General features: G+C 42.1%; 13 protein-coding genes. All 13 read right to left on the bottom strand.

Annotated elements, in window-relative coordinates:
* Positions 1-85 precede the first annotated feature (85 nt).
* The 13 genes from FC98_RS14575 to uidA all read right to left on the bottom strand — a co-directional run bounded on the left by FC98_RS14575 (position 86) and on the right by uidA (position 13679).
* Complete coding sequence (locus FC98_RS14575) at positions 86-2950, bottom strand: DUF5776 domain-containing protein (RefSeq protein ID WP_056949130.1); 2865 nt, start codon at positions 2948-2950, stop codon at positions 86-88.
* Between the two features lie 186 nt (positions 2951-3136).
* The gene (locus FC98_RS02125) at positions 3137-3844 is read right to left on the bottom strand and encodes an amino acid ABC transporter permease (protein ID WP_008857766.1); all 708 of its coding nucleotides are present in this window, start codon (positions 3842-3844) and stop codon (positions 3137-3139) included.
* A gap of 15 nt (positions 3845-3859) precedes the next feature.
* A complete protein-coding gene (locus tag FC98_RS02120; protein WP_008857767.1) occupies positions 3860-4498 on the bottom strand; it encodes an amino acid ABC transporter permease in 639 nt (212 codons plus the stop codon).
* On the bottom strand, positions 4495-5325 hold the full coding sequence (locus tag FC98_RS02115; RefSeq protein WP_056949129.1) for a transporter substrate-binding domain-containing protein: 831 nt from the start codon (positions 5323-5325) through the stop codon (positions 4495-4497). Before FC98_RS02115 ends, FC98_RS02120 begins: the two co-directional genes overlap by 4 nt.
* Before the next feature lie 23 nt (positions 5326-5348).
* Positions 5349-6089 carry an amino acid ABC transporter ATP-binding protein gene (locus FC98_RS02110; RefSeq protein ID WP_054654663.1) on the bottom strand — a complete coding sequence of 247 codons (741 nt, stop codon included), beginning with the start codon at positions 6087-6089 and terminating at the stop codon, positions 5349-5351.
* A 282-nt stretch (positions 6090-6371) separates the two neighbouring features.
* Entirely contained in the window at positions 6372-6875 is a 504-nt protein-coding gene (locus FC98_RS02105; RefSeq protein WP_040471866.1) for a MarR family winged helix-turn-helix transcriptional regulator, read from the bottom strand.
* A 236-nt stretch (positions 6876-7111) separates the two neighbouring features.
* Positions 7112-7948 carry a DUF6681 family protein gene (locus FC98_RS02100; protein WP_040471868.1) on the bottom strand — a complete coding sequence of 279 codons (837 nt, stop codon included), beginning with the start codon at positions 7946-7948 and terminating at the stop codon, positions 7112-7114.
* Positions 7948-8574 (bottom strand): hypothetical protein, encoded by a 627-nt coding sequence (locus FC98_RS02095; protein WP_056949128.1) that lies wholly within the window; start codon positions 8572-8574, stop codon positions 7948-7950. Before FC98_RS02095 ends, FC98_RS02100 begins: the two co-directional genes overlap by 1 nt.
* A gap of 78 nt (positions 8575-8652) precedes the next feature.
* The gene (locus FC98_RS02090; protein ID WP_008857776.1) at positions 8653-9093 is read right to left on the bottom strand and encodes a Fur family transcriptional regulator; all 441 of its coding nucleotides are present in this window, start codon (positions 9091-9093) and stop codon (positions 8653-8655) included.
* Positions 9094-9237: 144 nt separating this feature from the next.
* Entirely contained in the window at positions 9238-9807 is a 570-nt protein-coding gene (locus FC98_RS02085; protein ID WP_008857778.1) for a guanylate kinase, read from the bottom strand.
* Between the two features lie 3 nt (positions 9808-9810).
* Positions 9811-10239 (bottom strand): bis(5'-nucleosyl)-tetraphosphatase, encoded by a 429-nt coding sequence (locus FC98_RS02080; RefSeq protein ID WP_008857779.1) that lies wholly within the window; start codon positions 10237-10239, stop codon positions 9811-9813.
* A gap of 32 nt (positions 10240-10271) precedes the next feature.
* A complete protein-coding gene (locus FC98_RS02075) occupies positions 10272-11411 on the bottom strand; it encodes a cation:proton antiporter (protein ID WP_008857780.1) in 1140 nt (379 codons plus the stop codon).
* Between the two features lie 453 nt (positions 11412-11864).
* Positions 11865-13679 carry a beta-glucuronidase gene (gene uidA, locus FC98_RS02070; protein WP_056949127.1) on the bottom strand — a complete coding sequence of 605 codons (1815 nt, stop codon included), beginning with the start codon at positions 13677-13679 and terminating at the stop codon, positions 11865-11867.
* Between the last annotated feature and the right edge of the window lies 1 nt (position 13680).

Here is a 13680-nt window from a genome sequence, read left to right as displayed (position 1 = left end):
TTCTGATTTTTCAAAATTTACTTAAAGATCACATTTATTTTACATAAAAAGCCTATCAGCATCTGATAGACTTTTTTTCGTAATCTTATTTAATTACCCTCACATACTTGCTATTAGCAGTTACATAACCACCGGCAACCGCATAACGTTTAGCTCCAAAGGTCGTGGTTGAGTATGGATGTGAGTATTCCCACTTCTTAACTTTCAACACGGTGCCCTTCTTGATGTGCTTCGTGCGCTTACCAAAGTTGGCGTTGTTGTAACGGTAGATAGCTTTCTTAACTTTGATTTGTTTTGGCTGTTTCTGACTGCCAGCAATCACCAATTTGCGGTTACCAGTAATATAGTGACCATTACTCAAGAGATAACGAGTGGTCAAATTGTGTTTTGCAAACCCTTTAACCTTGAGTTGCGTCCCCTGCTTGAAGTTCTTAACTTTACCAGTCAAGTTTTTGTTCTTATATTCATTGACGCCCCGTGGATTAATGATCGTCAACGTCTTGTGAGAACTGTGATAGTAAACTGGACGAACAAAGGCGTAGTCGGCGGTGATGTATCCCGTCTTACCGGCAGTCTTGCTGTGATGGTTCACACCACGAACGACATAACGTAAGTTGCCGGCTTTCGACTTCGCATAATCAGTGACCACAAACATCGGTCGATTAATCCGCGGCTTCTTGGCGTAACTCGCAACTCGTTCACTCTTCTTGAAGTCCTTATTACTATACATGTAGATCTTCTTCAAAGCGTAAACGGCTTCACCCTTTTTGGCAATGCCAGGAGTTGCTGGTTGTATGGTTACTGTTGGATTAGAAGGTATTGGGTTTGGAGTCGGTGTTGGATTAACTGGATTTACAGGGTTAACCGGATTTACTGGAGTAGGTGGGGTTGGATTATACTTCTTTATATACTTATACGTGACGGTTTGTGGCGCATCTGTAAACTTCCCACTATATTGGCCACTAGTATGATTCCAGTCTACGGAAGTATTACCAAGTAATACATCGGTTAATGTATACTGGTCCAGGTTTGTATACTCTTGTTTAGTTAAAGCATCGGTTGTAAATGGATCATTCACAAACGCCGTCTCTCCGCCTGCCGGTAATATCTTATCCTTTACCAATGGTACCCCGGTTGCTGCATCAATATAGCGGACTGTTACTTGAGCTGCTTTTACGGGAACCTCTTTTTTACTATAAACATAAGTTACCGTCTGGGCATCACTTGTATAGGCACCGGTATACTTCCCAGTAGTAGTATCACCGACATTCTGACTGCCATTTGACACAATCTTATCTAATTTATAATCACCAATTTGATATGGATCATTAAATTTAGTTGGATTAGTTGTCGTAAATGGATCGCCGCTTGCAGGAGTGTCTCCTGTAGCGGGAAGTGTCTGATCGGGAGCCAGGGTCTCGCCATTAATATCGTTAAGTCGATAATGGACTGTAACAGGGCCAACAGCTACTGGTACATTTTTCTTGCTAAATGTATAAGTAACCGTTGGAGCCGAGTCGGCTTTGTACTGACCGGTTGTCGGGCTGCTTACCGAAATCTGACTAAATTGATAACGATCTCTTAAATTATCAATAATGTCTTGAATATTCTGATTTGGGTTTTCACCAGAAGGATTATTCTTCGTAGTATACAGAGTAAAACTATTCTGTTCACTCAACGATAAGTTCCAAGAATCATTTAGTGGCCCAGAAAGGAACACCGATGGGTGAAGATACTGTCCTGTATCACCATTTTTAAAATTGACTTGAACGTTACCAACATCGGCATCCAGAACGTAAGGTTGAATAATTACTCCATCATACGTATACGCCGAATTGTTGAATAATGGATCATGCCATGAAACTGTCATAACTCCATCATTAATTGTGTTATTCTTGCTTAAATTTGTCCAATCAACGGACGGTCTCGGCGTCGAATTATCATTGTATGCAGTACTAATGGAATCTTCAAAAGAGCTATTAAAGCTAGTAAAGAGTTGATCCTTTCCATAGTAGTTATCTACCCCATAAAATGGGTGGATAGGAACATTAGCACCAGTTGGATTCTTGATAACCACAGATGGCGTGGTAAAAGTGTTTGTATTAGGATTTAAATGTGCAACCGGCATTGTATATTCCTGATAACCAGTCGAAGTACCAGACAATATGGTTTCTAGTGATGAGGACAGTGGTGAAAGATCAATTATATGATTATATGCTAACGTTACTACGTTGAGTTTTTTTGTTGCAAGAGGACTAATATCGTAAAGACTATTCATCTGAAGATTCAGATTCCTCAATTTACTGGATTCCGCTAAAGCACTAATATCGGATAAAGCCCCAACATGATACGGTGTATTGAAATGTAACATGTTGGCAGTGCTATCAGAACTTAGACCAATGTTAGATAAACCTGTAGCATACTGAAAGCATTCTAAGGATCTTGTATTGCATACTTCATTGTAATATGAACTGTCGTCTGGATCTCTCTGACTATTGATGTCAACTACAAAATCAGTTTCATATTGATTCAACAAATTCTTGGTAAGATCATTGACGCTTGCGATGTCTTCGTCATACTGTTGGATATCAAACAAGATAAGCTTCTGTAGATTCTTATCAGGCATCCATTCATCAAGATAAGGGTTGCCTGTTGTCGAATCAGTGCCCTTAGCATCACCGCCTATTTCCTGGGCATATTCTTCACCTTTCCAATTTAGATTAACGACTTTTTGTAACCACGTATCGTGCTGAGCAGCGGTTCCGCCCAACCAGTTTCCGTCTTTATCCATGTAACTAGTAGGTGTATAAGTATCAGCAGCTAGAACGCTCTGCTGCCCCCCTCCCATCATATTAAACGACAGGCCAAACAAGACTGTTGCCACGGCCACCATAATGGTCTTAAAAAGCCATCGCAGTTTTGCCTTTTGGTGATAATCAATATTATCCATGACAAAATTCCTCCCTCAAAATTTGTATATAGTCTATACAAAAAATGTATACACTTGCACCCCTTCAGCAATTTTATTCCAACATAAAGCGCTTACAAACTGGTCAACATATACTAAAAAATCACAACTACCCATCTTCTCCGGATGAATGGTTGTGATTCACTTAAATATCTATAAATAATTAATTTATCGCTGTGCTTCCTGCGCCACAATCTCCGCCTCGTCTGCGCCCTTCTTGGATGACCCAATTCGATGCTCAAGGTATCGTGATAGCAACGACAGTGAGTAACAAACAATGAAGTACATGACTGCCAGTGCCAAGAACATTGGGATCGTGTAGTTGGTATTTTGGCCATAAATAATCTGAGCGTGGTTCATCAAATCTGGTAACACAATGATCGTCGCCAGCGACGTATCCTTAACCAATGAGATAAATTGGCTCACAATCGCTGGAATCATGTTTTTAACCGCCTGCGGTAAGATAATGTACCGTAATGATTGCCAGTACGACAAACCATTTGCCCGGGCGCCTTCCATTTGTCCGACTGGAATTGAATTAATGCCGGCTCGAACAATTTCGGCCACCATCGCCGATTCAAAGATCGCCATGGCAATGATCGACGCCCATATTGGATCTGGCTTGAAGCCAATATTTGGTAACCCAAAATACGTGAAGAAGATAATCAAAATAAGTGGCAGGTTCCGGATAATATCAATTACAAACCCAACGATCGCCGATACATACTTAATTTCGACGTAACGGATAACCCCCAAGATCAGTCCAAATATGTAGCTCAAAATAATTGACAGAACTGATACTAGAATAGTTACCCAAGCTCCTTCAAGAAGGAACCGGATGTTAATCCATGAATATGCACCTAATACCGTTAACATATTACCATTCCTCCTCTAGGCTAATTTCTTTTCGAGATGCCGCATATAATAGCTCAGCGGCAAAGTCAAAATCAAGTACAGAACCCCAACACAGAGATACGTGCTCATACTCTGTAAGGAATCAGACGCAATCACGTTACCCTGGTACATCAAATCAAAACCGGCAACGAAGGCCAACACTGATGAGTTCTTAACCAAGTTAATAAACTGATTACCCAGTGGCGGAATAACGTATCTAAACGCCTGTGGTAACACAATGTATCTCATTGACTGCCAGAAAGTCAGCCCATTTGCCCGCGATCCTTCCATCTGACCGGGATCAACGGATTGAATTCCTGAACGCACGGTTTCAGCGATGAACGCTGACGAATAGAGAATTAAGCCCACGGTCCCAGAAACAAAGCCACTGATTTCAACGATATACATTGGAATAACCACGTAGAAGAACATCGTGATAACCAGCAATGGAATATTTCGAAAGACTTCAATGTAAATCCTGGCAATGATTCTTAAAAATTTATTGGGGACGACCTCAAGAATGGCAAATCCCGATCCAATAATAAGCGCGAAAATCAGCGCAATGATACTACATAAAAGTGTCTGGCCTAATCCATATAAGAGCGCGCCACCATAATTTTGAAAAATACTGATCATCGTTCTGCCCCCTTTAAGTCAAAGCCCTTAACTCGATGGAACCATTTATAGAGTAATTTATTGTACTGACCAGACTTTTCAACCTTGGTCAATGCTTGATTCATAGCGTTTTTCAGTGGTGCTTGACCCTTATCAACGGCAATTCCGTATGGTTCGTTAGTGAAGGTTCCACCAACTACTGAATAGCCAGGATTCTCTAATGACATCCCGTAAAGAATTCCGTTATCAGTTGTCAGCGCCTCACCTTGACCAGACTTTAAAGCGGTTAACGCCTGGGAATAATCTGATAATTGTAACACCTTCGCTTTGGGCGCGAACTTGCCAATATTTTGAACTGAGTTAGAACCAACAACGCCAAGAACCACGGCGCCCTTTTTATTTAGATCACGAACATTCTTAATTGGGCTACCATCCTTAACTAGGATTGCTTGCCCGGCATCAAAATACGATCGGGAAAAATCAACTTGCTTTGCCCGCTCTGGGGTAATGGTCATTGTCGCCATAATGGCATCGATGTTACCATTTCTAAGCAGCGGCATCCGCGTTTGACTAGTAACTTGTAAGAAGCGGGCTTTGCCATTCTTTCCAAGAATCTGTTTCGTCATCGCTTTTGCAAGGTCAATTTCAAACCCCTTAATTTGATTATCCTTAACATCCATCAAGCCAAACAGCTTAGTGTCGGCTTTCACGCCCCAGGTAATGGTCTTTGACTGCTTATCATCTTGCAGAACGTTCTTCTTGGAAGCCGAACTGCTGCACGCACCCAATGAAATGACCATCACAGTCAAGGCAACTAGTAACCCTATTTTTGAAAAGACTTTTTTCATGATGTGACCTCCCAATACCGATTTTAGTGCGTAATAATCTTGCCAAGAAATTGTCGGGCACGTTCATTGGTTGGCTCACCATCAAAGAACTTATCACTGCTATCATCTTCCAAGATCTGCCCATCATCCATGAAAACAACCCGGTTAGCAACTTCACGGGCAAACCCCATTTCATGAGTCACAACCAACATCGTCATATCTGAATCATTCGCAATATCTTTCATAACGTTCAATACGTCATCAATCATTTCAGGGTCAAGCGCACTGGTTGGTTCATCAAATAGCAGACATTTCGGCTTCATTGCCAGCGAACGGGCAATCGCAATTCGTTGTTGCTGACCACCTGAAAGGTTAGCTGGTAACTTATTGGCCTGACTACGGAGGCCAACTTGGTCAAGCAGCTGCATTGCCGTTTCTTTATTTTCCGCTTCTGGGCGATGCAATACGATTCTTGGTGCCAACATGATATTCTCTAAAACGGTCTTGTTCGCATACAAATTAAAATGCTGAAAAACCATGCCAACGTTCTTGCGAATTCGGTTAATATCAGTTTTACGGTCAGCTAAGTCCTGACCATTAACGATCAGTTTGCCTTCTTGAATTCTTTCGAGGCCATTAACAGTCCGGATAAGCGTGGATTTTCCTGATCCTGAAGGGCCGATTAAAACAACCGTTTCCCCTGCTTCAATTTTTAGATTAATATCCTTAAGCGCATGAAAGTCGCCATAGTACTTTTGGACATCTTGAAATTCGATCATTGCCATGTTATTTCCTCCAATATATTAGGCTTCATTAGAATTGCCTAAGAATGATACTAATTCCATATTATGTTAAAAGTTCTCATTGGTCAAAAAAATGTAACAAAAATTTTACCTCAATGTGATTTTTTAATCAACCGGTGGATCACCATTTTCAGCGGGTAAATCCCGCAACCAGTGGAATTTTCCGTGCCCCAATTTTTTATCCCACCACGCCAAATCCACTAGAAACCATTCCGCTTTCAAAGAGCCTTTCCATCCTTAAGCCTAAATTGGAAAGTCTTCCAATTAATTATCAGGCTCTGATAACACCAGCTTGAAAAATTGCCGCCGCATACTGGCTAAAATCTGTTTGCTGGTTGGATCGCTATATTTTTGCGTCAGCCCGTGGATAATAATTTCCATCAAGGTTGCCATTTGAGCCTGCTGTTGGGGTGAGAGATACTGCCAGCCGGATAAATCGGAGTGATCAACCGCAGCCACTGCATGCTTGCCCGCACCAGTCAGGCTAACAATGACAACCCGTTTATCTTTTTGAGAACGGGTTTTTGTGACCAGGTCTTTCTTAACTAATTTATTAACAAATTCAGTGATGGTCGGCGGGCTGATTTGTAGCTTCTCAGCTAATTCACGCTGGGACATCGACGCTTTTTCATCAAGTGCCAACAAAATATTTCCCTGGCCTTGAAATAACAACGACGGGTTATCCTTGCCTTGCATATCTAATGCAAATAGTAACGACAAGTCAAAAAACTTTTCAGTAAGCTCGTGTTGAGCTAATTGCCCACTCATTAGCATCCCTTCTTATTTTCAATTATAATCATTATACCATATTTTGTTTGGTCCCCTAAATAGTTCTTGACAATTTAATTAGGGGACCTCAGTGTCTCCCTAACTAGTCAATAGACGGTTAATTGGGCTATTTGCAAAAACAAGCTTTTCGGAATCTTAGATTAGATTCCGAAAAGCTTGTCTTTTTTACGATGTCAATGAGTTTTAAGTCCTTTTAAGACGCTAGCTCAGCGCCATTACGCTCGTTTTTTGTATGCGACCGTCGCCCGGACGGTATAAGCTTGTGGCGCTTCAATAACCCCTGCCCGACCGATTTGTTTATACGGTCCGCCGACCAGCGTTACTGACGCGAGGTACAATTTCACCCGTGACAGGTCAAGCGACTCAACTGACTGTAAGCCGACCCGTTTGATTTCGCCAACCGGAAATACTTCCGCCTGATTCATGCCACAATACACAACCAGCGATAACCCCTGCCGACGCATTTCAAAATATGGCATCAAGACATCCTTACCAATTGCAAAAATTGGCTTACCGTCATTAACCTTTAACAGTTCATAAATCTTTCGATCATCCATACCATCGTAGTCTGAACGGAAAAGACCCTCCCGTTGCATTTGGGCCGCTAACCGATCAATATTTTGCTGCTCAGAAGTGGTCACTTCAAGTTTGGCTGGCAACAAGTGTGAATCATCAAATAGCCCGTTGGCAGCGATGTTATTGGGCCGCGCTTCCGGAACAACCGTTGATCCCATTCGCGAGTTCACCTGCGTCTCTTGGGGATGCTCTTGAATATGCAGCCACTTAGCTAATTTAGGTGAAATATCAAACCATGGTTGGTGCTTCGTAAAGTAATAAAAGAAGTTGCAAATCGTAAAATACAGCAAAACAATTGCCACTAGTAAGATTAGTGATCCCTGTTTAAGGTAGCTATTTTTTAAGAAGCGAAGGCTAATGTAAAACAAATATAGATCGCCAAAAGCACCCAGAATCGTATAAATCCGGCTTTTAAGCTTAACGTTAATGTTGAAATAACCAAGATAATGATTAACCATGTCCAAAAAACTAAACACTATTGATTACCCCCTTCGCCGCCCTGGGTAGTCGTTGTGTTCCCAGTGGTATTGCCAGTATTGCCGCCAGTTGTTCCAGTGGTCGTGTTGCCGGTTGTGGTATCAGAGTTATTATCGGTTGTGCCGGTTTGGTTATTATCGTCATTAGTCGTCTGGTTATTACCCTTATTGGTCGTTTCACCAGTTGTTTGATTACTTTTAGTTGTGTTGCTCTTGTTCGTGTTGTTATCCCGGGTATCCGTACCAGTAGATTTTTTGGTCCCGGTAGTTGTATTAGTATTCGTATCGGTATCGTCACTGGTTTGATCTGCCTTATCTGATTCGGCTTTTGCAGAGGAGGCCTTTTTTGACTCCTCTTCCGCCTTCTTTTCAGACGATTCCTTGGCCGCCTTTTCAGATGATTCCTTAGCTTTTTCCTTTTCCTTATCGGTGTCAGCCTTATCCTTCTTTTTAGGTGTACCAAATATTTTGTTGGAGGTATTTTTTTGATTCGTAGTTTGCGTGGTCGTAGGCGTTCCTTCGTTCGTGGACGTTACCTTATTAACCACGACGTTTGTTGCTCCGAGTGCCAGTGAAATTGACAAAATGGCAAACGGCGTTATTAATGGTGGAATTCGATTATCCATTCACAAAAACTTCCTTATTCAGATTTAGTAGACCAATTATCGCACATTAACCTGAACGATTGGTAAATTTTTAGTTAATTATTCGTTAAGTTGGGCGCACTCAGGACACAGACCATAGATTTGAAATAAATGACCGGTTACTTTGCAGCCACCAAGTTGGTCGGTGATTTCCTTGCTGAGTGGGCAGTCTTTTAGCTCAATCACCTTACCACAGTTACTACAAATAAAGTGATGATGGTGTTCCTGTTCAAAATCACACTGAAACTTCACTGACGCCCGATCGCCTTGGACTTGCCGTTCAACGATTCCTAATTCCGCAAACTCAGAAATATTGCGGTAAATCGTATTATGGCTCATGTTAGGAAAAGTCTGCCGCATGAAATTATCAATGCTGGTCACTTCAACGAACTTTTTTGTGGCGGTATTGACCAAAAATTCAAGCATGGCCATCCGCTGCTTTGTTATTTTAAAATGATTACTCTTTAAAACACTTGTTGCTTCTTTAACTGCTGAAGGCATCTGATTTCACCTCTAAAAATTTGATTGCGGTTTGATTAGCCGACTCCCATCTGCCAGCAAACCACAGTCAGTCCATTTCATATTCCGATTATCGTAATTATTACCATTTAACAAAATACTATCATATTTAACAGCTCGCAACAACTATCCCATCGGTTCGGTTAGGTATTGGGTTACGACTTTATCGATTTTGCGTTGGGTTTTCTGAAGATCAGTATTAACGATTTCATAAGCTTTACCCTCTAACGCCACTGGCATTTCTAGATCCCGTAAATATTCTTTACTTTGAATCCGTTTGGCAACCATTGCTGAATTGTCACCCCGACATTCCATCCGCTTCCGCAACTCAGTTGTATCACCAACTTTAAGGTAAATAATCACCGCCTGATCGCCTAATTTTTCCTTATATGTAATGGCCCCCGCAGTGTCTAAAACGATACAGGCAAACGGTGACTTCTTCCAAGCTTCTTCTAGTCCTTCATACGATGAGCCATAGAAATTGCCAGCATAAGTAACCGACTCCAAATAATGATTCTTAGAAAATGATTCTTTGGTTTCAAAATAATAATCAACCCCATCTTTTTCATGGTCCCGGGGATTTCTCGTGGTATGGGTAATCACTTTAGTCATATGAAACTTATCATGGAGATAATTACGCACGGTGGTTTTACCACTCCCAGCTGCCCCCGTTATCACAAACACTCGATTAGTCATGCATCAGGCCCCAATACTTTCTTTGTTACGAATATAGTTATCCGCCCGTTTCAATAGCTGCTTAAGATTATCATATGACAGCGTGTCGTAAGCCTCCTGATAACTAAACCAACCGTATTGGTTAATTTCTTCATCTTGCTTAGTTACTTTGACATCGGGATGAACCTTGCTGACGAACAGCGTCACGTCCTTGTGATGGCCGTTTTTCATATCATACTCAAGCTTATCCTTAAAAGTCGTATCAATGATCGTTTTCAGGTTAGTTTCCTCGCGAATCTCCCGAACCGCCGTTTGAATCAAATTTTCATTTTTTTCAACGTGTCCCTTGGGGAATCCCCAGAAATCATCAGTCGCACTTCTCAATAATAAGTATCGAACCTGATCGTCCTTAACCTCATAGACAACAGCACCACTTGCATATTCTGTAACCATAAGTCATTCTCCTTTCAAATCCTTACCATATATTATACTTTTAAAGTCCGTTTCAATAACAGTGGCGCAACAATTGTCGATAACACAATGACAATAATAATTTCGGAATATAAGTTCTTAGCCATCAAGTTAGCCGACAAACCAATTTGCGCAATAATCAACGCCATTTCGCCCCGGGAAACCATCCCCGAACCAATCACAAATGAGCTGTGCCAATCCATCTTGGTTATTGCCGCGCCAACTGCCCCACCAAAGAGTTTAGTAACAATTGCCAATAGTGTCATGATCACAATAAAGCCTAGGTTCTTAATCACGCCACTAAATTCCATATCAAGCCCAATGCTAACAAAGAAAATCGGAATAAAGAACGTATAGCCGACTGAACTCACACTACTGGAAACCTCGGTTTGAAATTTAGTTTGCGAAACCGCAACCCCAGCGAAAAACGCGCCAACCACTGAACTCAGGCCAATCACATCAGCTAACCATGCCATTGAGAGGCATAGAAACAACGATGTGATTGCCACTGAACCATGGACGGGAATCCGCTCCGCAAACCGCAGGATGACTGGCGCCACCCATTTCACTAATACGATAACTCCTAAAAAGTAAATCAGCTGCAAAATCGTTGCAACCAATAAATTAGGCGCGTGATCCCCGCTGACTCCAAATGAGCTGACGAAGATACTGAGTAAGATAACCGCGATAATATCATCAACCACTGCTGCCCCAAGGATCGTAGCACCTTCCTTTGTGTTAAGCTTCTTAAATTCCCGCAATACCTCCACACTAATTGAAACGGAAGTTGCTGCGAAAATGACGCCCCAAAAGATCGCCCGCTCAAATCCTTGACCCATCAACTCCCCATAAGCATAGAACGCAACCATTGGAAATAAAACCCCAATTGCTGCGACACTGATGGCTGGCTTAAAATATTTCTTAAGCAGATCCAAATCACTTTCGATCCCTGCAATAAACATTAAAATGATAACTCCGATTTCAGAACCAGCATGCATCAAATGAGTGTTTTGCAAGATACCAAAAACGCCCGGTCCCAGAATCACGCCAACGATTAGCTGCCCGATAACGGCCGGCATCCCTACTCGTTGACTAATTGCTGCAGCAAGCAGAGTTGCTATTAAAATTAACGCAATTTGCCCAATAAACCCCATCTATCTCTTCCTATTCTGTCTTGACGATTTCGTAAATAATGATTGTACTCAGTTTAACATAATCGATTGGTCGCCTTAACAAAAAGAAGCCTCGAGAGGGAATAATTACTCTCGGAGCTTCATGAGTTAGCTTGATTTTATTTAGTGAGGTGATCTGTTGGCGAAGGCTTTTTGAATAATGCGGAACGTGCTAATTTGGTACGACGGAAATGTCACCTATCTGGTGATTGTTCTAGGTTACATAGATTGGGATTGCTTTCGCAAAGCAGAAACTTGCACCGAAGCCTTCTCTGCCTCAAACCCAACCCCGTCTTAGTAGTTGCTCTAGGCTACATAGATTAGGACCGCTCCGCAAAGCAGAAGCTTGCACCTAAGCCATCACGACCAAAAATCCAAAACCGGGATTTCCGGTCGTGATGGCTTAGGCTCCAGCTTCTAACCGCTTTGCTCCGCTCACTTAGTCTTGTACCCCAAATTCGGAATTCCCGTCCAACGATTCTTCAGATAGCGAACAACCATCTTTGGTTCCCTTGCTCTTGTGAAGATTCCCTTTTTGTTGCCTTGAACCCTCTGAATACCAAATTTAGTTTGGAAGTCTGCAAAATTCCACAGCTGTTCGCCAACAAAATTTGGAATTTCGTCAAAGACCTTACTGGACATCCGGTAATAATCCTCTTGGAATTCTTCCGAGAATGGTTCGCCGTATTTGCTATGAAGACCCGCAACCGTATCAGCACCGTATTCCGTGTACATAATTGGCTTGTCAGGATACTGCTTTTGATATTCCTTCAATTCATCCCGGGTTGCCGTTTCAGCTGTCTTCAAATCACCATTGCCAATGTACCAGCCATAGTATCGGTTCAATGCGATGACATCAACCAAATCAATACATTCATCCGTCTTTGGGGTTGCCATCATAATACTCGTATACGTACATGGTCGCTTCTGGGGATCTAACTCACGGGCTTCATCGAATAACGGCTTGAAGTAATCATGAGCCCCTTTCGAAAATGTCGCTGCTTCATTTGCGATTGACCACATCACGACAGACGCGTGGTTTTTATCCCGATCAATTAATTCCCGGATGACTTGCCGATGGGCTTCAGCAGTCTTTAACTCTTTCCAAGTTGTATCCTCATAATCGTCGTCGGCAAACATATTCACGTCAAAGCCAAACGTTACCATCAATCCAACCGCGGTGGTTTCATCAATGACAACGATTCCTTCCCGGTCACACAAACGCATCATTTCCTCTGAATAAGGATAATGCGAAGTTCTAAACGAATTAGCGCCCATATCCTTCATCAGGTTAATATCTAAGACGTTCACCGGTTCGTTGAATCCCCGGCCGTGAACATAGGTATCTTCGTGCTTACCAAACCCCTTAAAGTAAAAGGGTTCGCCGTTAATTAGGAACTGTCCATTCTTGACCTCAATTTTACGAACACCAAATGGTTCTGAATAAGTATCCACAACCTTTCCATTTTGAATGCCGTCAACCTTGGCCGTATAGAGGTAAGCGTTTAAGGGCTGCCACAACTTAACATCACGAATCGCTAATGTTTGATCCTCGCCAGTGCCACTAGTAACGACTTTGCCCGCCTGGTCCAAAATGGCCACGTGAATTTCGTCGAAGTCATCACTTGATTTAACAGTTGTGTGAACACTAGCTGAATGATCAGCCAGATCAACGCTCGGGACAATCACAATATCATCAATGTGTGCTTGAGGGGTTGAGTAAATTTTAACCGGGCGTTGCAGGCCAGCATAGTTGAAGAAGTCAAAGTTCTCATCCACTTTGCGGACAATATGGCCGTTCTCATCCTTTGATTCACTATAATGGCCAACCGGCAACGTTGAATAATCGAGTAAGTTACTCAGCTTAACCGTCAAGCGGTTGTTACTATCCTGTAGATAGTCATTAATTTCAACTTCAAACGGCGTAAAGCCGCCCTTATGATGGGTAATTTCTTGACCGTTTAGATAAACCCACGCTTCGTGAGTGGCAGATCCAAATCTCAAAACTAACCGCTGTGAACGTAATGGTTTTGCAATTTCAAAATTGGTTTCATACCAAACATAACCGGAATGGTCGCGAATCTTTTGCGACGCCGTCTGGTCATTAAATGACGCTGGGACGGAAATCACATCTTCCGTTGGCAAAGGCTTATTAACGTCTATTGGGGTCAATTCTTCATCAATCATAAATTTCCAAAGACCTGATAAATCTAAAAGTGCTCTGGTTGGGGTTGCAATTGGGTATAGCATT

This window comes from Lentilactobacillus kisonensis DSM 19906 = JCM 15041 (assembly GCF_001434135.1).
Classification (GTDB): Bacteria; Bacillota; Bacilli; order Lactobacillales; family Lactobacillaceae; genus Lentilactobacillus; species Lentilactobacillus kisonensis.
This window is presented reverse-complemented; position numbering and strand designations above follow the sequence as displayed.